The sequence below is a fragment of the Grimontia sedimenti genome, assembly GCF_011045095.1.
Lineage (GTDB): Bacteria > Pseudomonadota > Gammaproteobacteria > Enterobacterales > Vibrionaceae > Enterovibrio > Enterovibrio sedimenti.
The window spans coordinates 11859-33969 of the sequence record NZ_JAALDL010000001.1 but is presented as its reverse complement, the minus strand read 5'-3'; the positions used below and the strand labels follow the sequence as shown (position 1 = coordinate 33969).

The 22111-nt window shown below is 47.3% G+C and carries 20 protein-coding genes; 10 read left to right on the top strand and 10 right to left on the bottom strand.

The features are described from left to right. The first annotated feature begins 70 nt into the window (after window positions 1-70). The 3 genes from G5S52_RS00160 (at window position 71) to G5S52_RS00150 (ending at window position 3696) form a co-directional block, all read left to right on the top strand. A complete protein-coding gene (locus G5S52_RS00160; protein WP_002540034.1) occupies window positions 71-574 on the top strand; it encodes a hypothetical protein in 504 nt (167 codons plus the stop codon). A gap of 108 nt (window positions 575-682) precedes the next feature. Beyond that, window positions 683-1537: a lipase family protein gene (locus G5S52_RS00155; protein WP_165011277.1), complete on the top strand. Its 855-nt coding sequence runs from the start codon at window positions 683-685 to the stop codon at window positions 1535-1537. 482 nt (window positions 1538-2019) lie between these two features. After that, on the top strand, window positions 2020-3696 hold the full coding sequence (locus G5S52_RS00150) for a YncE family protein (protein ID WP_165011276.1): 1677 nt from the start codon (window positions 2020-2022) through the stop codon (window positions 3694-3696). A 28-nt stretch (window positions 3697-3724) separates the two neighbouring features. Here G5S52_RS00150 and G5S52_RS24130 read toward each other — a convergent pair whose 3' ends face one another. After that, window positions 3725-3847 carry a hypothetical protein gene (locus G5S52_RS24130; RefSeq protein ID WP_268895494.1) on the bottom strand — a complete coding sequence of 41 codons (123 nt, stop codon included), beginning with the start codon at window positions 3845-3847 and terminating at the stop codon, window positions 3725-3727. A 307-nt stretch (window positions 3848-4154) separates the two neighbouring features. Between G5S52_RS24130 and G5S52_RS00145 the strand changes: the two genes are divergently transcribed. Continuing rightward, window positions 4155-5882, top strand: a complete 1728-nt coding sequence (locus tag G5S52_RS00145; protein WP_165011275.1) for a hypothetical protein — start codon at window positions 4155-4157, stop codon at window positions 5880-5882. 57 nt (window positions 5883-5939) lie between these two features. Here G5S52_RS00145 and G5S52_RS00140 read toward each other — a convergent pair whose 3' ends face one another. Together G5S52_RS00140 and G5S52_RS00135 are read right to left on the bottom strand one after the other, a co-directional pair. After that, on the bottom strand, window positions 5940-6392 hold the full coding sequence (locus G5S52_RS00140; RefSeq protein ID WP_165011274.1) for a YaiI/YqxD family protein: 453 nt from the start codon (window positions 6390-6392) through the stop codon (window positions 5940-5942). A gap of 62 nt (window positions 6393-6454) precedes the next feature. Continuing rightward, window positions 6455-6787: a c-type cytochrome gene (locus G5S52_RS00135; protein ID WP_165011273.1), complete on the bottom strand. Its 333-nt coding sequence runs from the start codon at window positions 6785-6787 to the stop codon at window positions 6455-6457. Between the two features lie 405 nt (window positions 6788-7192). On the opposite strand from G5S52_RS00135, the gene G5S52_RS00130 reads away from it, so the two are divergent. Further along, on the top strand, window positions 7193-9013 hold the full coding sequence (locus tag G5S52_RS00130; protein ID WP_205743742.1) for a PhoX family protein: 1821 nt from the start codon (window positions 7193-7195) through the stop codon (window positions 9011-9013). 70 nt (window positions 9014-9083) lie between these two features. Here G5S52_RS00130 and G5S52_RS00125 read toward each other — a convergent pair whose 3' ends face one another. Further along, entirely contained in the window at window positions 9084-9602 is a 519-nt protein-coding gene (locus G5S52_RS00125; protein WP_165011271.1) for a cysteine hydrolase family protein, read from the bottom strand. 116 nt (window positions 9603-9718) lie between these two features. Between G5S52_RS00125 and G5S52_RS00120 the strand changes: the two genes are divergently transcribed. Together G5S52_RS00120 and G5S52_RS00115 are read left to right on the top strand one after the other, a co-directional pair. Continuing rightward, the gene (locus tag G5S52_RS00120) at window positions 9719-10651 is read left to right on the top strand and encodes a GlxA family transcriptional regulator (RefSeq protein WP_165011270.1); all 933 of its coding nucleotides are present in this window, start codon (window positions 9719-9721) and stop codon (window positions 10649-10651) included. Between the two features lie 254 nt (window positions 10652-10905). After that, a complete protein-coding gene (locus G5S52_RS00115) occupies window positions 10906-11841 on the top strand; it encodes a hypothetical protein (protein ID WP_165011269.1) in 936 nt (311 codons plus the stop codon). A gap of 44 nt (window positions 11842-11885) precedes the next feature. On the opposite strand, the gene G5S52_RS00110 is transcribed toward G5S52_RS00115, so the two are convergent. From G5S52_RS00110 to G5S52_RS00085, 6 genes are all read right to left on the bottom strand, one after another. Further along, on the bottom strand, window positions 11886-12347 hold the full coding sequence (locus tag G5S52_RS00110; RefSeq protein WP_165011268.1) for an Mpo1 family 2-hydroxy fatty acid dioxygenase: 462 nt from the start codon (window positions 12345-12347) through the stop codon (window positions 11886-11888). A gap of 10 nt (window positions 12348-12357) precedes the next feature. After that, window positions 12358-12801, bottom strand: a complete 444-nt coding sequence (locus G5S52_RS00105; RefSeq protein WP_165011267.1) for a GNAT family N-acetyltransferase — start codon at window positions 12799-12801, stop codon at window positions 12358-12360. Continuing rightward, window positions 12798-13406 carry a LysE family translocator gene (locus tag G5S52_RS00100; protein ID WP_165011690.1) on the bottom strand — a complete coding sequence of 203 codons (609 nt, stop codon included), beginning with the start codon at window positions 13404-13406 and terminating at the stop codon, window positions 12798-12800. Before G5S52_RS00100 ends, G5S52_RS00105 begins: the two co-directional genes overlap by 4 nt. A 291-nt stretch (window positions 13407-13697) precedes the next feature. Beyond that, window positions 13698-14006 (bottom strand): DUF2834 domain-containing protein, encoded by a 309-nt coding sequence (locus G5S52_RS00095; protein ID WP_165011266.1) that lies wholly within the window; start codon window positions 14004-14006, stop codon window positions 13698-13700. 2 nt (window positions 14007-14008) lie between these two features. Then, window positions 14009-14545 carry a GNAT family N-acetyltransferase gene (locus tag G5S52_RS00090; RefSeq protein WP_165011265.1) on the bottom strand — a complete coding sequence of 179 codons (537 nt, stop codon included), beginning with the start codon at window positions 14543-14545 and terminating at the stop codon, window positions 14009-14011. Between the two features lie 16 nt (window positions 14546-14561). Continuing rightward, window positions 14562-15320: a class I SAM-dependent DNA methyltransferase gene (locus tag G5S52_RS00085; RefSeq protein ID WP_165011264.1), complete on the bottom strand. Its 759-nt coding sequence runs from the start codon at window positions 15318-15320 to the stop codon at window positions 14562-14564. An 825-nt stretch (window positions 15321-16145) separates the two neighbouring features. On the opposite strand from G5S52_RS00085, the gene katG reads away from it, so the two are divergent. The 3 genes from katG to G5S52_RS00070 all read left to right on the top strand — a co-directional run bounded on the left by katG (window position 16146) and on the right by G5S52_RS00070 (window position 22088). Then, window positions 16146-18356: a catalase/peroxidase HPI gene (katG, locus tag G5S52_RS00080; RefSeq protein WP_165011263.1), complete on the top strand. Its 2211-nt coding sequence runs from the start codon at window positions 16146-16148 to the stop codon at window positions 18354-18356. Window positions 18357-18698: 342 nt separating this feature from the next. Continuing rightward, window positions 18699-19271 (top strand): S-(hydroxymethyl)glutathione synthase, encoded by a 573-nt coding sequence (gfa, locus tag G5S52_RS00075; protein WP_165011262.1) that lies wholly within the window; start codon window positions 18699-18701, stop codon window positions 19269-19271. A gap of 288 nt (window positions 19272-19559) precedes the next feature. Next, window positions 19560-22088, top strand: coding sequence for a hypothetical protein (locus tag G5S52_RS00070; RefSeq protein WP_165011261.1), 2529 nt, complete (start codon window positions 19560-19562; stop codon window positions 22086-22088). Window positions 22089-22111: the final 23 nt, after the last annotated feature.

The following is a 22111-nucleotide window of genomic DNA, read 5'->3' as shown; positions in this document are numbered from 1 at the left end:
CAAGTATCTGCTGTAAACGTGCAGGGAAACGGGACAGGTTGAAGACGTGAATTGTTACAAGGAAACCACTTTGAGCAATAAACTCATCAGTATCGATTTGTTTTTTGTTATCGAGAAACTCTTGCCGGGCAAGCGCTCTATCGAACTCTTCAGAAACAATAAAAAACACTTACCCGTGACCACATTATCACTGGAGCACTGCGACTCAGCATCCGCGCTGCAATTAGCGCTCTATAAGTATTGTAAAAACTATGCCGCTTTCTCACAGGGTCAACCGCTGGCTGACGAGTACGCCATCGACGGTAAAGACGAGCAAATTGAACCTGCAACCGCCATCGTGGCCGCATTTATCCGTGGTGCCTATTGGTGGGTAGAGCATTACCACGAAATCTACCGCAACGATTGGAGCGAGGACCAAAAAGCGCGCTGGCTGAGAGATTTCAAGCTGCTTGTTCAGGCCATTATTGGCATTGGGAATATTACCAAAGCAGAATGGTTGATCAACAATCACAGTGCGATAAAAGCGTTGACGTACAACACGCATATCTCCCCGTTCCTGCAACATTACGACTAAAAAAGAAGCTGCCTGGTGCAGCTTCTTCTTCTCTTCTTTTTCCTGTCTTCGATTCGTCATTTTTCACCACTAAACTGATGTACTTTAGGGTTGCGATTGATCACACGGGTGAAAAGACTAAAACGCTATCAATATGAGCGCTATGCGATCCTGTGTCGTGATGCCTACCCCAAGCATTTTGACCATGTCCAATACGGCTTTTCAAAAAACGGTCGCAGGGACATTCAAAACCGTTGGGGGAAAACCATTATTCGCGTGTTGTGGCGTGAAGACGGTGATGCTGTCATTGTCTTCAAAGGTTCCCAAAGCGTGTGGGATTGGTTGTTAAATCTGATCGTCCTTCCAAGCAAAGTTGACGCGCCAAACCATGCCGGCCATGTGCACTGGGGATTCCAGTTTTTGTTGCGTCAACCCAGCCTTCCTGCCCGTTATATGGTGAATAAAGACTATTCCCGACTTTCCCCCAGCCAACAAACTGAATTTAACCATTCAGAAGACACCAATCGTCTCGTTGGTCAAAGTGTCATGGAAAAGCTGGAATCTTGCGCTGAAAGCCTGATCGCTCAAGGGAAAAAGCTGTCGCTGACTGGTCATTCATCCGGCGGCAGCATGGCCATTATTGCGGGAGAAATTCTTGAGCAAAAATACCCAGGCTCCATTAAGCGAATTGTGACCTTTGGACAACCAGCAACGGGCTTCTGGACTTTCAAGCAACGATTCAGACTAAAAAGCCGTACCTATCGTATCTGCTGTGATGTCGACATTGTGACGTTTTTGCCCGGCATTCCTTTAATGTTCTGGCATGTTGGCGAATTGCTCTGGCTACACAATGACAAGATTTACCACAATATGCCGTCTCTCGTCCGCATCATCAGAGTCTTAACCAGTTGGCTTTTGCGTCCAATTGCTTACCATTTTATGGACAAGTATATTCGCCGGAAAGATTACTTCGACAAGCATTAGAGATGTCTTAAATATCACCAATTCCAATATTCTCATCGCTCTCATGAAATTTTTCTGTTCGAGAAATATGTATCTATTCTGAATCATGATTAATTGAAGGAAGCTCTAGAAAGTTCCGACTGCGTTTTAAACACCTCATTCCTTATTCATACTTTGTCTTCAAATCTTTACATTCATTTCTCATCCGCCTACTAGCTTTTTCCCCAACCCAATACCCGCAAAAGGTGTAAGGTTCTCCTGAAAAAACACCAAAAACCACACCGTCTCACACATGAGAAAGACGTGTTCAAAATATCCGAATAGGCTCTATTCAACATCACCACTCACTGGATTGCATGAAGCGATGGCTTCGGTGATAGAGCCGAACTCTTTCAGGGATATAAACCGGGCAATGACCCAGCTTAGGAAGCGTTAGCGAAAAGGCTCATGAGCTTGGTGGATACACTAACCAAAAAGTATATGGACGATAGGTATCTTTCATCATGAAAAAAACACTGATTTCAATGGCTGTATTCGCAGGCACTCTGACTTCCGCTCAAGTCGCCGCAAACTGTGCGGGTAATGTTTACTCAATGAATGCTGGACGTAATCACGTTGGCGTTCTTTTGGATGTTCAGGAACTGGATAAAATGACTGGTGTCTATGCGAGCGACGCAGCCAACCGCACGACCTACCATTCTCGTGCTTTGTTCGCTGGTCCTGCAATGTCCTACGATCGTCAGACTGACCGCCTATATTATGCGAATGCCCCGCAGCCAACCGAATTCTATGTCGATATCCCAACAAGCGACTTCACGGCTGAAGAATATGCAGCGCTGGATATCCATGCCAAGAAGATCAAGCCTTATCAGCTGGCATACATGGATCCTGCCACCGGCAATCATGTCGCTGGCCCAACAGTAAACCGACAAATCATGCGTATGGCGTTCCACCCTGATACCGGTGTACTGTACGCATCTGATGCGACCAAGATTTTCAAAATAAACCCAACCACCGGTGAAACCACTGATATCGGTACTTTTGACAATAACCTGCGATTTGGCGGTTATTCCAGCTGGGGGTCATTTGTATTCTATGAAGGCGAGTTGCTGTTTGTGACCAATGGCCGTACCTTCGTGATAGATACCACTTCAGGTGCGCAAACGCTGAAGGCGTTCCACTTTATCGACTTTATTGCGGCAGCAACGCTCGACCAAAACGGTCAAATGCTGGTTGCAGCAAAGAACCAGAACGTCTCGGGCAATGTAAACAGTAATATCCTTTACCGCATCAAGCCTTCTACGGGTGAGAAAGTCAAAGTTGGCCTGTTCCCTAGCCGCATCAGTGCGATGGGCACCGTGACGTCAGAAGACCACACCTGTTATCCAAAAACGATTTTCCCAAGCGATCTGAAGCCAGAAGTACAGGGCATCACACTGGCTTCTTCTTCAGTCAGTGAAGGTTCTACGGCTTACTTTACGGTCAACTTTGATAAAGCAACTGGAGATGCCAATACTAAACTCCGCGCTGCGCTGAAAAATGGTTCTGCAGCATTGAACAGTGACTACCGCAACACCGTTGCCCTGCTGTTCTCTGATGGCTCGACAGGCTCAGCAACCATCTCTTCAACACTGACTGAAATTTCACTACCTAAAGGTGTAACGTCTGTACGCATTGGTGTACCGACCATCAACGACTCTACTCATGAAAACAATGAGTACTTCACGCTGCAAGCTTGGGTGAAAGACGATAAGAGCGATGTAGATTCTGCGAACGTCACCATTATCGACAACGATCCAGACGTGCATACTCTGCTGACTAACGCAGCTAACAACAGTGGTGTTGCATGGCACGGTAGCCGTGGTGGTAACTGGGGTACTAAAGACCAGTGGATTCGCGGCGTACACGCTAACATCAACGGTACCATCCCGGCAGGTACAACGCTTGAGTTCTTCCAAACTGGCTCGCACCTGAGAAGCATCAATATCAATGGTGGCGGCAAGTACTATGAGCAGCACTCAAATCACGAGCGTTACTACCACCAAGGTGATATTGCCTGGGCACGCCTGAAAGGCTCAAATGGCCGTTACTACAACCTACGTACCGGTCACCGTGCACAGCTTCACTGGAACAAGAATGTGGATTGTTCGAACGGTTGTTGGTCACGCATCTACAACTAATCGAAGCACAAAATCACAAAGGAGCGATTTATCGCTCCTTTTTTCTTTTCTGTTCTTTCCCAATAGCTTCTTTCATGCCGGTGTACGTGTTTTGATGACGGCGTTCATATGCAATAACGCACAAAGCTATTGCACCACCCACCAACTTCATTTATCAGTCTTCCTTCTCTGATATGAGTTATCACTTAATGTATATAACTCACTGGATATCCTGACTTTTCTAATTGAGCATTCGTTAATAAAAATGCTTTTCCCATCCTTTTTTACTAGCCCTTTAATGCATCCATCATTCACCTTTACATCCATTTATCATGATAAATGTTAGTTAATTATTGAAATCTTCTTATCCATGAGATCTTCATGTGTTAAGCATGTAATTTAGTAATTAGTACGCACATGGATCAAAACAAAAGGTGCAAAGCATCGCACTAAGGAAAACTCGAAAAAGGACAGTCAAAATGAACAAAAAATATCTCTCGTCGCTCATTGTCGTTTCTAGCATGTTTGCTTCAGCAGCCTCTTATGCGCAATGTTTTGGAAACGTTTACAGTATGAATGCAGGCCGTGGCCATGTGGGCGCGCTTATAGACATTAAAGAAAGCGCTTCCTTCAGTGGATCGAACTACTCTCAAGACGCCGCGACCCGTGCACTCATTCATTCTAAAGCACTGTTTAGCTCGTCAGCGATGGCTTATGACAAGAACACCGACCGTATTTACTACGCGAGCGTTCCAGCGCCCATAACCTACTATATGGAAAATGCAGAGACCTTTTTCACTGAAGAAGAATTAAAGAATCTGGATTTTCACGCGCAAAGAACCACGCCTTCGACACTTGCTTATTTTGATGTTGCAACTCAAAAACATGTAGAAGTCGCCACAACAAAATTCAGTATCTATCGTATGGCATTCCACCCTGAAACCGGTGAGCTATACGCATCAGATGCACGACGACTGTTCAAGGTCGCTCCTGATACTGGCGAGGTGACAGAAATTGGTCTGTTCCCTTTCAATACCAGAGCTGGCGGTTTTACTACTTGGGGAGACTTTGAGTTTTACAACAATGAACTTCTGTATGTGACCAGTGGCCGCACCTTTACCGTTAACCTCTCGAACGCTGATTTGACCCTGAAAGCCTTCCATTTTGTGGATTTCGTTACGTCTGTTACCACTGACCAAAATGGTCAGTTGATCATGGCGGCAAAGAACCAAAACGTAACAGGTAATATCAACAGCAACCAACTGTGGCGCTTAAAACCTGAGACCGGTGAAAAAGTACAAATTGGGCTCTTCCCAACACGTATTAGCGCGATGGCAACGGTGACATCAGAGCAACATGCGTGTTACGAACCAACGGTATTCTCGAGTGATGAACTCACAGGGCTGGATGGTCTAACAGTCAACAATGAACCTCTATTTGAAGGTGGTCTAGCAACGCTTTCATTTAGCCTTGCAGAGGAAGCCAACGAAGATACAACCGTTAATCTTTCCTTTGCAGGATCGGCGGAAATCGCCAAAGACTATCAAACAGCAATCAAACTCGCGTCGTCCAATGAGACCGTCGCAACGATAGCGAGTGATGGCTCTGCAACCTTTACCATCCCAGCGGGTACGAAAGACATATCTCTAACTATTGAAACGGTTTTGGATAGCCGAACTGAAGGTAATGAAACCTTAACTGTTGATGCATGGGTCAAATCCAATAAGAGCGATCTCCAACAAGGTACCGTGACCATCACTGAGGTGGATCCAACATTGGAAATAAGCAGCATTACCATCGATGGCTCAGCGCCAGAATCGGGGATTTTCTATGGTACTAGAGTGACATTGAATAAAGCGGTCAGTGTCGACACACCCACTTTCCGCTTCCTTGCTGGAGCCGGCGAGACCTCTACTGCCACTGAGGATGTCGACTTTGCAGATCACTTTGGTGATTTCATGTTCTTCGACGCCAATAACCAGTTGATTTCAAAGTCTGTTCACTTCTTGTTGGACGGTCCTAATGGCCAAAGGGGCAACCCATCAGTTATCACGCTTCCTGCTGGTACTAAATCCATAGTAGTAGGCATTGGAATTTTCAGTGACACAGTTAGAGAAGGTAACGAAACCTTTAATGTCATTGCTGCTCTAAAACATGGGTTTACAGATTTGCAGAGTGCAGTCGTCACCATTCAAGATGACGACTAATTGAGACCAAAAAGGAGCGATTTATCGCTCCTTTTCTTATTCGTTTTTTTCCTTGGATTACCGCTTCGCACGCTGCAAAAACTTATCCAACTCATTGGCAAATTTCTGTCTTTCCTGCTGACTCATAGCTGCAGGGCCTCCGGTTTGAATACCGCTTGAACGCAGCGTATCCATAAAGTCGCGCATGTTCAGTCGTTGGCGGATATTCTCCGGCGTATATAACTCGCCACGGGGATTCAACGCGACGGCCGATTTCTCAATAACTTCAGATGCCAAAGGAATGTCTGCGGTGATGACCAAATCGCCCTTCTCAACCCGTTTAACGATTTCGTTATCTGCCACATCAAACCCTTTTTCGACCTGAACGCTGCGAATATAGCGTGAAGGAGGTGTTCTCAATGATTGATTAGCTACCAGCACACATTCGGTTTGCGTGCGGTCTGCGGCGCGAAATAGCACCTCTTTGATCACGGTTGGGCAAGCGTCGGCATCAACCCAGATTATCGGCATGTCTTTTTCCTGTCTTCGATTTTGCCTGAACATTATCAGCGAGTCCGATCTCTCGCAACGGTTTACTCTGGCTTTCCACGCTCTTGGCTGGCGTAATAAGCGGCGATGTCTTTTATATCCTGATCGCTCAATACCGACATTTGCTGACGCATCATATTACCCATTGCGCCATTTCGCTCCCCTGCCTGATAAGACTTCATCACATTGTATAGATAAAGCGCATTCTGGCCGTTGATGTGCGGATAGTCTTTCTTTGGCGTATAACCCGTTTCACCATGACAGAATTGGCAGGTATAAGCCTTTTGCTTTCCTACAACAGGATCACCTTCTCCCTCGATTGCCATGACATGGGTTGATAAAAGGACTGCACCCAGCGCTCCCAAGATTCTCAGCATCGTTTTTTTCCTTTTCTTTTCGTCAGGCTAAAGATGCCGAACTTCTAAGAAAGGGACTTTGTGTCTGATCAATTCTGCCGTATCGCCGACTGTGATTTGCGCAAGAATTCACACTCGCACTAAAAATGTATGAAATCAGACCCATATGAAAATGTCTAAAACTTATTTATCAGTGCATGGTTCTCGATACTGACATTTACATTTCATTGAGAGTTCACGAACTTTTAACAATCGAACCCCAGAATTCGGTTCCGGCAGATAGTCAAACGCATAGACACCCTGCGTTTGCGGAAATCACACGATTAATTATTAAAACCATCTGGAAAGGAAGTCATCGTGAGCAAACATATTGACCAACGCCAACTGGACAACGAGCCAGAGTTCAACCGTTTTATCGATGCGGCGATGAATCGTCGTCATTTCCTGCGTGCTGCTGGTGCAGCAGGCTCTGTGGCTTTCTTCGCGGCAAGTCCGGTTGCAAAAGCGGTTGCGGGTTCTATGGACAAGAGCAAGCTGATGGGCTTTGAAGCGATTCCCGCTTCCACTGCTGATACTGTTGTTGTTCCAGACGGCTATGTCGCTGAAACACTAATTTCTTGGGGTGACGCTCTGTTCCCTAACTCTCCAAAGTTCAGCCAGTCGAACGATTCCAAAGCACAGGAAATGCAGTACGGTGATAACACTGATGGCATGACCTTCTTCCCGCTGTCGGACGACCGCGCGGTGCTGGTCGCGAACAATGAATACACCAACAACGAATATCTTTACACCCATCAAGGTAAGAACATTTCTGCCGACGACGTGCGTAAAGGCCAAGCGGCACATGGTGTTTCTATCATCGAACTGGTGAAGAAAGACGGCAAGTGGGAAGTTAACACTGAAGGTCGTCTGAACCGCAAGATCACGGCTTACACGCCAATGGAAATGACAGGCCCAGCGCGTGGCGATGATCTGCTGAAAACCAAGGCAGACCCTGAAGGTGGTGAGACCATTCTGGGTACTTACAACAACTGTGCAAACGGCCAAACGCCATGGGGCACTTACCTTGCCTGTGAAGAGAACTTCAACGGTTACTTCGCGGCCTCTGAAGAAGTGGATCTGGGCCCTACCTACAAGCGCTATGGCATCAAAGACAAAGACTGGGGCTACGACTGGTGGAAACATGACGAGCGTTTCGACGTAGCAAAAACACCAAACGAACCACACCGTTTTGGTTGGGTCGTCGAAATCGACCCAATGGATCCAAACTCTAAGCCGAAAAAACGTTCTGCACTGGGTCGTTTCAAACACGAAAACGCAGCACTGACTATCAATAAAGACGGTCACGTTGTGGTTTATCTTGGCGATGACGAGCGTGGCGAACACCTCTACAAATTCGTTTCGAAGAACAAATACAAGCCAGGCACTCACGCTTCAAACCGAGATCTGCTGGAAGAAGGCACGCTCTACGTGGCGAAGTTCGACGGTAAAGAGGGCGAACTGAACGGTAAGGGCGAATGGGTTGAGCTGACCTTTGGTAAGAATGGCCTGACACCAGAAAACGGCTTCAAGAGTCAAGCCGAAGTGATGATCTTCGCCCGCGAAGCAGCAACACAAGTTGGTGCGACCACCATGGACCGTCCAGAGTGGGTTGCCGTTCATCCAGACAACAAACATGTGTTCTGCACCCTGACCAACAACAAATACCGCGGTGTTCGCGAGAACCAGCCATTGAACGTGGCTAACCCTCGCGAGAAAAACCCGTATGGCCACATCATTCGCTGGGAACCACAAGGTGGTGACCACACCGCGTCTGATTTTAAATGGGACATTTTTGTGATGGCGGGTAACCCTGAAGTTCAGGAAGGCCTGATGGCAGGTACGCCAAACATCAACAAAGACAACATGTTCAACAGTCCAGACGGTATTGGTTTTGATGGCGCTGGTCGTCTGTGGATCCAGACTGATGGTAAGTACTCAAACGAAGGCAAATTCGCTGGCATGGGTAACAACCAAATGCTGTGTGCAGACCCGAAAACTGGCGAAATCCGTCGATTCCTGACGGGCCCAATCGCTTGTGAGATCACTGGCCTGACATTCTCGCCTGACTACAAAACCATGTTTGTCGGTATCCAGCACCCTGGTGAAGATCTGGCTCCTTCACACTTCCCTGACGGCGGTGATTCTGTGCCACGCTCAACCGTGATGCGTATTACCCGCAAAGACGGCGGCGTGATCGGCGCTTAACCAGCAACAAGCTCACCTAGTTGAAAACGGCTCCTGATATGGAGTCGTTTTTCTTTTCTGGCGCGTTAATTTAAATCAGTGTGTCACTTGGGGTCAGCGTCATGCGTGTAGACACGGCATGCAACGCGATAAGGTGCAAAAGCTCTGAAACTGTCGTGCTGAGATCCGGCAAAATTGCCACCTCATATTTCTCCGCCGCTTTTGATATCGCAGTATGCGTAACACAGTTCTGCGTCATCATACCTGCCACCCAAAGTCGCTCAATGCCTTTCTCTGCCAATACCGCTTCCAGGTTGGTTTGTTCAAAGCTGTCGGCAAAGTGCTTCACCACAACCGCTGCGTCCGGAGCTGCCGCCAGTACGTCAGCATGAATATCCGCACCTGCTGTTCCTTGGTTAAAGAAAGGCGATAAACCCATTGCTGGATCAGCGATATGCTGGACATGGATGATTTCCACACCCTCTGCCTTCGCTTGTTCCATAAAAGCCACAATGCGGTCTTTAGTTTCTTCCGCTTGCCAAAGAGGGAACGCGCCGTTTTCGAAATAGTCATTTTGAAGATCAATCACTAACAGGGCTGTCTTTTTCATTACTGTCTCCTTGTTTGTTGGAGTCATTATGGTGCAGCGATGAAAATTCAAACAGTGACCCAAAACACCAATAACGATAAGATTGGGTCATTATTGATAGTTTGTAAATCATCACAATGATACAGGTTGCAGTCTATGCCTTTGAGGGAATGAGTCCTTTCCACCTTTCCGTCCCATGCGTGGTGTTTGCCGATGCAGCCGGCGATTTTTCAGTGACGGTGTGCAGTGAGCTAGATACGCCGATAAACACTACTGCAGGTTTCAGCATCCAAACCGAACATGGTTTAAGCAACATGGACGATGCCGATATCATCATTATTCCCAGCTGGCATTCACCCTATCAGCCCCCATCCAACGCTTTGGTTAACGCTCTCAAGGCAGCACATAACAGAGGTGCCTTAGCGGTGGGGTTGTGTCTTGGAAGCTTTGCGCTTGCGGCGGCCGGGCTCCTTGATGGAAAGCGCGCGACCACACACTGGGCGTACTTTGACGCTTTTAAGTCTCTGTTTCCGCACATCGCTATCGATAGTGATGTGCTTTATGTAGAGGAAGGCAATGTAATCACTTCTGCCGGTACAGCAGCAGGTCTGGATTGCTGCCTTCAGATTGTCAGAAACCTAAAAGGTAGCGCAGCCACCAATGACATCGCCCGTCTATTGGTTGTGCCACCACAACGTCAGGGTGGGCAGTCTCAGTTTATTTCAATGCCTGTGCCGGAACGAGGTGGAGACAAGCGGTTAGCTATTCTGCTTGATGAGGTGCTGAAATCGCTTAAAGAGCCTCACTCCATAGATGCGTTGGCGGAAAAAGCCATGATGAGCAGGCGTACCTTCACACGCAGATTTCAAACCATCACCGGCCGCTCCTTCGGGCAATGGCTACTTTCCGCAAGACTGGCGCATTGTCAGCGTCTTTTAGAATCCACCTCATTAGATATCGAAAATGTCGCCTTTGAATCCGGCTTCAATAACGCCATTACTCTTCGCCATCACTTCAAGAAATCCTTCGGTGTTACACCCTCTTATTGGAGAAAGATGTATCGCGACTAAACATTAGCTGTAAATAAATTAGTGTTTAATTTAACAACATTGCGTTCTTAAAATAAGAATCACGTTTCAGTGCAGCGAAGAGGAAAGCTATTCATTTATTTATCAAAGTAAATGATATTCGTCGGTGGTAGGGTGCGTTCCTAGACATTTTTACAACTTGCTATCCAGAAGTTTTGACTGCGGTTGTCACATGTCAGCCTGTTCCAGGAATAAAAATCTAATTGTAAAAACCTAAAGGACATAGGAGCCGGGAAATGAAAAAGACACTGCTATCATCACTCGTACTAGCAGCCAGCACTTTTAGCATGTCAGCTGCAGCAGCAGAGTGTGATGGTAACCTTTACACCATGAACGCAGGCCGCGGCGATGTAGGTGTGCTTGTGAACGTTCACGAAGGTCTTGCTCGCAGCATTACGCGTCAACAATTCCACACGGAAGCCGTTAATCTCGCTGAGATTAATTCTCGCGCGCTATTCAGTGCTTCCGCGATGGCTTACGATGCAGCCAATAACCGCATTTATTACGCAAGCACACCAACACCAGACAAGTTCTATATCGACGGTGTTGAAGAGGGTGAGTTTACCGAGCAGGAAATTGCCGATCTGCCTTTTCTACCAAACAAATACCAGCCATATGAGTTAGCGTATTTTGATGTCGCATCGCAAACTCACCACGTAGTTGGCTCAACCAACTATCAAATTTGGCGAATGACCTTCGACCCAGAGACTGGAACGCTTTACGGTTCTGATATCCGTCGACTGTTCACCATCGACCCTTCGACTGGCGAGCAAACTATGATTGGTAATCTGGATTTGAATATTCGTCTTGGTGGCTATGCGAACTGGGGTGATTTGATCTTTAAAGACGGCGAACTGCTGTTTGTTACCAATACGCGCGTCTTTAACGTGAGCACTGAAGATGCTTCAGCAACCGTGAAATTCTTCCACTATGTTGATGAAATCACAGCGGCTACGCTTGATCAAAACGGTGAAATCTTGGTTGCGGCGATGAACAACAACGTGACGGGGCATCAGAACAGTACCAATCTTTGGGTTCTGGATTCGACCACGAATGACCAAAACTTTGGTAGTCAATCACATGCTGGTTTGGTGCCAATGCGTATTGATGCGATGACACGAGTAACGGCAGAAACCGATACCTGTTACGCGCCGATGTTCCTGCCTAACTAAGCCTAGGAATTTACGAGAAAAGCCAACCTTTTCGGTTGGCTTTTTTATGTCTCACTGTGCGGCGTCAGTGGTAAAAAGAAGTGAAATACCCACGCTGGGCCAATCAAAAGGAACTGCACATCTTTAAAGAAAGAGGGCTTTTTACCTTCGATATGGTGCCCGACGAACTGCATAATCCATAACACCACAAACATCACAGTAGAAATCAGGAAGATATCAAATCCAGCACTATCCAATTCCACCAGCACCATGGTGCAAAACGCGGAGAATATCGCCATCACAACAAAGGCTTTGAAAGAAAGCGCAAGGTAGAAGAGCAATACTAACGCCAACACAATAAAGTATGGGGCAATCGTCGCTCCAAAAACGGAAAGAGAGGGGATCAGCCAAAGCAGCCCCGCGACAGAAAAGAAAATGCCCGGCACTGCCACTTTGTGAATTTTCTGATTGGTTGGGTTTTGGTGGCTTTCGCCGTACTCCTCAAACCATTCTTCCAAGCTTTTCATCCATGATTCCTTATGATTTGACCCTTCTTTCCATATAAACAAAGTGCTCATCTTCATTCACGTACGTAAAGCCAAAATGTTGATACAGCGCAGAAACCCGGTTTCCTTGCAGATAACTGAGTTTGACGGGCAAGCCTTCGCTGTCGGCTTTGTCCAAACATGCTTGCAGGATAGAGGAGCCAATACCTTTGCCCTGATATTCAGGCCAGACGAAAAAACGGCGAAAGTAATAATGATCATCGTACTTCTGAAGCAAGAAGCTGCCGATGCGCTCGCTATCAAGCTCAATCACCTGAGGTATCGCGTCTTCCCATTCTTCTTGATGAATACGCCGTTGCACATCGTCGTCCCAACCAAATACCGCTTCCACCACCTCCCCTTCTGCCTGCTTTTTTACTTCAAGCAGAAACTCATAGTCTTCGATGGTCGCCAAACGGTGCGTTATTGCCTTCATATCGCTTTGAAAATCTCCAAAATCACGGGGACGACGGACAATACCAGTAACGCCGCCATAAAGTAATTGAACGCTTTACGACGGGCTGTAGATGACAGTACCCGTTTCAATGCCGACCCGAACAATAACCAAATACCTACGCTTGGAAATGACACCACAAAGAAGGTCGCGGCAATGGTCAAATTTTGGCTGTAATAACCAGCACCTAAGGTGGTAAAAGCCGCAATCGCTCCAGTTGCGACCACCCATGCTTTGGCGTTCACCCATTGGAAAAGTGCGCCCTTCATGAACGTCAGTGGTTTAGCTTCCGTGCCGCTTTCCGCTATCTCCCCAGAGCGGGCAATCAAAAAAGCAAGATAGAGAAGATAAGCTGTACCAACACATTTAATGATGAAGTGAAGCTCAGGAAACTGCTGGAAGACTTGCCCAAATCCAATGCCTACCAGAAATAGCATCAGCGCGAACCCAAAGCAGATCCCACACATCAGCGGCAGGCTTTTCTTCACGCCGAAGTTAGCACCGGAAGACATCAAGAGAAGATTGTTTGGGCCAGGTGTGGCAGAGGCAGAAATCGCGAAAAGTGTTACGGCAATCAGGTAATCCATATCAGCTGTCATCCCTAAGCGTTGGCGTCTCTATCAAGACAACCCGAAGCAAGAGCATTCTGAGAGTTCGGGTATAGACAACCTTGTGCCTCGCCCAGGGATTTTCAAGTGTTACTGACTGTTTTGATACCAATCGTAGTAAATATCTGCTCATCCTAGCTTGTTAAAATGCTCGATAACTGCGTTGGAAAATTTGACTGTAGAATAACTACTTATCGAAATTTTCCGCCTTGTTTTCGAGCATTCTTCCTGCGCTATTTCTGATCAGCTACTTACTGAGATTGGTATGAATCATTTTTGATCGCTTTCCTTGAGGAATAGATAGAAAGGCAGCCCAAAAGCCACGCCGATCGTCAATGTACCTGCAATCGCCCAACCACGGAGCCTTACGTTGTTATCCTTGCCATCAACCACGATGAAAACGATAAGCGCCACCCCCGCTATGATGACATCCAGCCACGCCATCATGCTGATGGGGTTTGCCATCGCATCAGTAAGAAGCTGAGAAACATTTAGGCCATTCTCCACCAGCCAAACTCCAAAAGCAGCATAGGGAAACAGTGCCCCAAGAACGGCAAAAATGAAGTAGATGATCGCCAAGGTTATTCTCCTTTTCTGCTAAGTCCATAGATCGCATGGTCCACCACACGACCGTTAAGATTTTCGTTACGGGTGATGATCCCTTCAAGCACAAAGCCAAGGCGTTCAGCCAGTTTTCGACTTGGCAGATTCTCCGTTGCCGCCGCGATTTGGACTTTTTCTATTTCCAACTCTTGGAAAGCGATATCTATCAATGCCTGAACACTGCGAGAGGCAATGCCTTTTCCCTGAAAAGATTCACTCAGCCAATAGCCAACTTCCACTTTCTTGAGCTCGTGGTTAATTGAGTTGAAACTGATATTGCCCACAACCTCACCGCGATAAACCATGGCGCAGGTCAGAGATTTACCTTCCGCATAGTCGTGAAGCGAGCGCTTTACGAAGCTTTCAAAGAATGCCTCTCCATTGGCATGAGGAGGCCAGGCCAACCATTGCGACAAATACTCTCGCTCTCTGCACACGATTTCATAGAAGTTTTTAGCAAAAGAGGGCTGAACTAACGCTAAAGAGAGGTCATCGGTGATTTGACGCGTAAACATAGGTATTTGCCTCTTTTTAGGGTCTGTTGACCTTCTTTGCAACACAGATCAGCGAATTCGAGTTTTCTGACCATTCAGATCTTCGCCAGTCAGCATATCGCTTGTCGATAGTAAAACCTGCCTCGGCGAGACATCGTTCAATGGTTTCTTTTGAACGATATTTAAGGTCAATGCCCGCTTCTTTGACGCTACCATCGGCATAGATGCGCCTGGATAGTGAATACAATACTTTGTTTTCACTATCATATCTTTCCGAACGCCTAAAAAATTGGACTTGTTCACCTTTCGCATCAAGGTAGCTGGGGCAAGCTTTAAAATCATCGTCCAAAATTAGATTTTGAGGTGTCGGCAGGCGGGTATCAAAGACAAATAGACCATCTGGGTTTAAGTGCGCTGCGACGTTCGACAGTAATCTTGCGAAGTCATTATCGTTTGCAAAGGCTTGAAAGGCATTGCCCGTCATAATCACGATATCAAATCGTGAATGCAGTGAAAAAGTGACTGCATTACGTTCTAAAAACCTGACTGAAAGCGTTGGACCGACTTTCTGCTTGGCACGCTTCAGCATATCAGGAGAAAGATCAACACCCACTACGTGTTCGAGTTTTTCTGCCAATGGAATCGTCACGATTCCGGTTCCGCAACAGATATCAAGCAGACTCTTTGCTTGCTTCTCCTCTATCAACTGATCAATGAGAGCAATGTCATCTTCATACAAATGGGCATATTGTTGGTCGTAGTCTTCTCCAGACCAGAATTCAGAGAGATCCTGCACACTACTTCTTTGTTTTATCGAGAGAAACAAGGAGTTTACCCTGTCCACATAACCCCGCAGAGATCAATATAAGAAGTTTAGAGATAGCTCGAAACCTCAATCAGGTTTCCTGCGGGATCCCTGAAATACACAGATGAAATCGCCCTCCACTGTGCCTATTCTTTGCTGTGGGCCTTCCAATACGCAATTTCATGAATACATATACCCAAATCATCTATTTTTCAGTGTTCTTATATTTACCACTAAGCAATTAAATGCATAAAACATAATGCGAATAAATTAAAGATGAGAAAAGAATTAATTTATCATTAGAATGCAGCATAGGACTTTCAATTCACTTTCTATCAATAGACAGATATTTCATTATTTATTAATCACTTACTGAACCATACTAAATTCAATCGAACTCCACATTCGCTTTTACCAATCATAGCCATCGATTATTTCCCTTTTATCGATTGTGGTTTCTATTCCTATAATCCAAGTATGACGAATATTTGGACAAAATAATTAAAGGATAATTATGACCATTTAGATGAGTTACGACTTCCTCAGCAATAACAGAATGTTAGCCATCAATAGCAATGCGAATATTGCAGAAATTGCTATGGGTCTACTTGTCTAAAAAATTTAGAAAACGCTAATAAAAATTGCGAGCATTAATTAAAAAATTAATTCACAAATAACAAAAAATTTCTTTTTCTAAAAATTAGTATCATTCGAAATTTCTGATGAACTTACCAAATAAAATACTTATTAACATCAAAAAATAATAAGTATTTCACAAAAAGAAAAAGCAGTTGGCACGACTCAAAGGAGGCAATTATGTTTAAACGCACGCTACTCTCTATTGCATTATCTGGAGCTTTACTCTCTTCCCCTGTTATGGCCCAAGGCGAGCCAAAATCTAATCAGTTTTGGTGGCCTGATCAGCTCAATCTAGCTCCACTCCGTGACCATGGTCAGGAATCCAATCCCTTCGGCGAAAGCTTTGACTACGCATCCGCCTTTGAACAACTCGACCTCAATCAAGTTAAGAAGGATATTTCAGAGGTCTTAACCACATCTCAGCCTTGGTGGCCGGCAGATTATGGACACTACGGGCCCTTCTTCATTCGTATGGCCTGGCACGCAGCAGGGACTTACCGTGTTCATGACGGACGCGGCGGTGCAGGTGGTGGTCAACAACGCTTCGACCCACTCAACAGCTGGCCGGATAACGGCAACCTCGACAAAGCTCGTCGCCTACTTTGGCCGGTGAAGCAGAAGTACGGTGCAGCACTTTCCTGGGCTGATTTGATGGCACTCACCGGCAATGTAGCCCTTGAGTCAATGGGCTTTAAAACCTTCGGATTCGCTGGTGGACGTGAAGATGACTGGGAACCAGATCTGGTTTATTGGGGCCCTGAAGAAGAAATGCTGGCGGATGAGCGCCGCGACGAAAACGGTAATCTGAAAGAAGGTTTGGCTGCCGTTCAAATGGGTCTGATTTACGTAAATCCAGAAGGCCCGGGCGGTAACCCGGATCCACTTGCTGCCGCCAAAGATATCCGTCACTCATTCGGCCGTATGGCAATGAATGATGAAGAAATCGTTGCTCTGATCGCAGGTGGCCACACTTTCGGTAAAGCGCACGGCGCGCACAAACCGGAAGAGTGCTTGGGCGATGCACCAGCTGCTGCACCTGTCGAAGACCAAGGCTTTGGTTGGAAAAACAAGTGTGGCGATGGTAATGGTAAAGACACCATTACCAGCGGGCTGGAAGGCGCATGGACTGTCACCCCAACGCAATGGACCACCAACTTCCTAGATAACCTGTTTAACTTTAATTGGGTACTTACTGAAAGCCCTGCAGGTGCGAAGCAATGGGTTCCTGACAGCGAAAGCGCCAAGCTTCTGGTGCCTGATGCGCACGACCCAACCAAACGCCATGCACCCATCATGTTCACCACTGATCTGGCACTCAAAGAAGATCCTCAGTTCCGTGCGATTGCAGAGCGTTTCCGCCAAAATCCGGAGGATTTTGAACTGGCATTCGCAAAAGCCTGGTTCAAGCTAAACCACCGTGACCTTGGCCCTCGAGCACGCTATATCGGCGCTGAAATTCCAGAAGAGATTCTGGTGTGGCAAGACCCGGTTCCCGCTGTTGACCACCCTTTGATCACTGACCAACAAGCTCAGGACATCAAGGCTGCTATTTGGGAGACAGGGCTCACTGTCCCTGAATTGGTAAGAGCCGCTTGGGCCTCAGCTGCCAGTTATCGTGGCACCGACATGCGTGGTGGTGCAAACGGTGCTCGCGTAGCCCTTCAACCTCAGATCGACTGGGCGGTAAACAATCCTAAAGAACTACAGAAAACGCTGAAAGCGCTGACCAAGGTTCAAAAAGCATTTAACAAAAACGCAGGTGATACCCAAGTGTCTCTGGCAGATGTGATTGTCCTTGGTGGTAACGCAGCCATTGAGAAAGCAGCCAAAGACGGCGGTTTCGATGTCTCTGTTTCGTTCAATCCAGGGCGAACAGACGCCAGTCAGGAAATGACCGATGTCGAATCGTTTGCGGTGCTTGAACCGACGGCCGATGCGTTCCGAAACTACTACGATGCTTCTCGCAACTACCGTTCTCCGGCAGAAATGCTGGTAGAGCGAGCAGACCTGTTGACACTGACCGTACCTGAAATGACAGCGCTGGTCGGTGGTATGCGTGCGATGAATGCCAATAGCGACGGTTCGACCAACGGCGTATTTACTGATAAACCCGGCACACTGAATAATGCCTTTTTTGTGAATCTGCTGGATATGTCGAATGCGTGGAAGCCTTCTGAAACGGAAGAAGGCATCTATGTGGGTTATGACCGTGCAACAGGAGACCAAAAATGGACGGCGACACCTGTTGACCTCATCTTTGGTTCAAATGCCGAATTGCGCTCCATTGCCGAGGTTTACGCCTCTAATGACGCTCAGCAAAAGTTTATTGATGACTTTGTTCTCGCTTGGACAAAAGTGATGAACAACGATCGATTCGACCTCAACTAATCCATTAACGCACAAGCGTTTTCGCGCCATCTTTGATGGCGCTTTTTTTTGCTTTTTACTCACAGACAAACCCCACATCGTCTTTCACAACAGTCTTTTGCCATTCCAGCCGTACTCAACCCAATCCCGCCGCATTAGGCTTATACCCAAACAACCTGAAGATGCTTGTCTTCAGGTTGTTTGGGTATAAACAGCCACTTCTATGAGGACATTAGGTCTCAAGGTTTGGCGGTCATACGTCCCCAAGGTTTTTCCATGGGCTGACCCATGTGGAAAGCAATAGAGCATGGAGGTTTAACCATGTGGAAGGTAATCAAGGATGCAATTGCTAGGGTGTTTCCTATGACAATTTCGATTCATCCCGCCGTCGATAAAGGCGTGCGAACAAACGAGGTCGCTGGCTTCTCTGGCGACTCCTTAACGTGTCACTGCAACAACGACCCTGTCGTGGTCAGCATTTCTGCCCAAACTGCTCACAATCATGTCTGCGGCTGTTCTAAGTGCTGGAAACCAGAAGGTGCGACCTTCTCCCATGTCGCTGTGGTACCCAAAGACCATGTTTCTGTTGAGCAGAACGCCGATAAACTCTCCATCATAGATGAAAGTGCGGCGATTCAACGCCACGCCTGCCGCGATTGCGGCGTGCACATGTATGGACGAATTGAAGATACCAATCATCCATTCTACGGCCTCGATTTTGTTCACACAGAATTGTCGAGCAATGATGGGTGGTCAGCACCGGAATTTGCGGCATTTGTGTCATCAATCATCGAATCTGGTACGCCGCCGAGTCAAATGGAGGCGATTCGCAGTCAACTCAAAACGCTGGGGTTAGAGCCCTATGATTGTCTCTCCCCGCCATTAATGGATGCCATCGCCACACATATCTACAACCAAAGAAATCCAAGCGACTAAAGGTAATACATTTAAGGGCGATGGGAACGCATCTTGGAAATATTCCCATTACCTCGATACCCGAAGATGCAGGATTCAGGTTGTTTGGCTTTACGTTAGTGTCTCTCTTTTGAATGTTTTTGCCGGTAAATTGCCGGCATTTTTTTACAGATTCAGCGACAACCCGCCATTATTAGCCAATAGTAATAGCAAGTATTTACATACCAAAAATGTCGCCATTATTGGACATTTTAATGACCAAGCATATCGTAAAGTTGCACAACAATGGATGAATAAGAGCTGCCAACTATGTGCAATTTACGTCAACGCTTCCCCAGAACATGGAGCTTCTTCGCAACGCCTGTCCGCATGACGACAGATGTTTTCACACGCTTGCTCCGCTTTCTCTACAACTGGCTGATAAGCTTGCTGGAAACCGGTGAACTGACCATTGAACTTGAATCTGTTGGCCTGACGCCTCAAGCAGCGAAAGCTCGCTGGCAACGAGACCGAGAAGGTGTCATCGCCATGGCGCAGCGCAATCAGGTTAAGCTAGAAATAGCAATGAGGCTCAGAGATATCAACGGTAATCTCGTCCCTCCCTCAGATGAAAGGTATGACTTCCATGTGGTGATGGGAAAAGGCTACTTCCCCATCGTCGGTAACCTGCTAATCCCCACAGGCTCCGGTACCTTTCGCGGGCAAGGCAGTTATGTCAGGCGAAAAGCGCTCTCCGGTGCATTACGGGATGTCACTACCCACCCTACGGCGCTGTGTCCTATTGGCGGATCAAATAACGATGGGATCTACACCCAGTGCGGCTCCAGCCGTATCTTTGACTTTGCCGTAAGCGGCTGTCTGAAAGACCCTGGCGATGGCGGCAATGGCATTATGATCGGACATACACCCCCTCAACCGAGTGTCGCTGCCAGCTCTCAACCCAACTCCCCAAAATATTGGGCGGGTCAACCTAACCGCATGCCACAAAAACGATTTGGGTTGCCTCTGGTATGGGAAGAGATAACCGATTTCACGCTGAATAACGGCGAAGGAGATACCGAAATCATCGTTCCTGCACGCGGCACCTATACAGATTCAAAGGAAGTACTGCTGGACGACACCATTGATGTTCCCCTCGTTAGATGGGTGCGCGCTTACGATGCGAACGGCAAAGAGGTCGCCCGCATTGCGAACATCGGCAAAAAGCTCGACGGCAAATACGTTGGGATCAAAGCCTCCGACAAACAAACCACCAGCAAACCGCGCGAAGAAGGCGAAACGCGGGTGTATCACAAGCCAATTAAACGCCTGGACACAACCACCACCGTGGTGGTGCCGGGTGGGCTGCCCTCCAACACCAAAACCGTTGAAGTCTCATTCTACAACTTGGAACCCCACTACACCCTGCTTTCTCAGATGACTCCGTATCTACCCGGCAACTATTCCACCACTGCCCGCGCTTCTTACAACGAGTTTATGAACATCGTCGTTGATGCTATGCCTTGGAATGGGTTTGTTGGCATTGATGGCGCGTACAACACCCATGTCAACCTGATGGCGCGTGAAAACGGGCTCGACGGATGGTATTTCCCCGGCGGTTATGAAGACTACATGCACAACAGTTTCATCGGCTGTGCCGCGGTCAACAATGACGGTTGGGGCATCTATATGTCAGACCCTACGCTTGGCAGCAGAAACCCGACTGATGAAAACCGCTGGCCAACCCCGGATGGTCAACTGGAGGTTCACCGCAAATGGACCTACATTGCCTCTTCGAACGATCTCGGTAACTTTGACTGCTACGGTAACAAAGGCGGAGCGTTATATATGGGCGCTTCTTCCAACTCGATGCAAACCGGCAGCGCCGAACACCATTTCGACAGCAACAATTACGACCCCTTCAACACGACCCAGTATGGTGACCGTGCAGATCGCAACCCTCTGCGTTGGACCAGCCTTATCGTGTTCACTGCTGACGCAAGGCAGAATGAACTGGTGATCACCAGCACGCCGACTGACTCACGCCGGGTGACTTATTGTAAAGCACGTTTGTTTTGGGAAACGCCAAGGTCAAATAATCCAGACAGCAATATCTATAGTGGACTGAGCGGCAATCACTACACGCATCCAAGGTCGGATGATTTGGGTTCTTTAGTCAACGTTCGTCCACCCTCTATCGCTCACCTGCATATCACCCCATATGACGAACATGAGCGGGCGGCTGGTGATCTGCAAGCGGAGAAAGGCGGCGCAGTGGAATTACAGGGGTTGTTTTCCGCGACCAGAACCGTGCTGTTCAGACCTTGGATCTATGAAATTTCACCACCGAAGAACCACCTTCCCCATGGCTGGAAGGTAGTGTTTTCCGCCAAAGACAAAAAGCTACCTGGCGCAGGGAAAGATGTTTCCCTTTCCGCTGATTCAATTGGTATTGCAGGCCAGCATAAGTTGGACACCTTGTACTTCGGCACGCACGTACATAACTTCAGGGGTGTGTCTATCGAACCCGGAAAAGTCTTCACTATATCTACCGACATACCCTTTCTGAGCGAAGATTTTGATGGTATCGACATGAACCTGTTGTCGGTTTCGGCGAACTATCTGGTCGACGAAATCAAGAAGACAGCAGGAACGCCAGCACCGAAACTGCCAACGTCCCTGTTAATCATGCCTGCCAGAATACGTTTGTGGAAAAATGCAGCTGGCGCGAAGAAGTTTTACGTGGAAATTCCGCTGCTGAATACCGATGACGACGCCGTCAGTTTTCCAGATACCACTGACCGTAAACACTATTTCAAGATCAAAGTGGAGACTGCCACAGAAGACGATTCAGTCTAGCTGAGTCATCCATAATAGGAGAA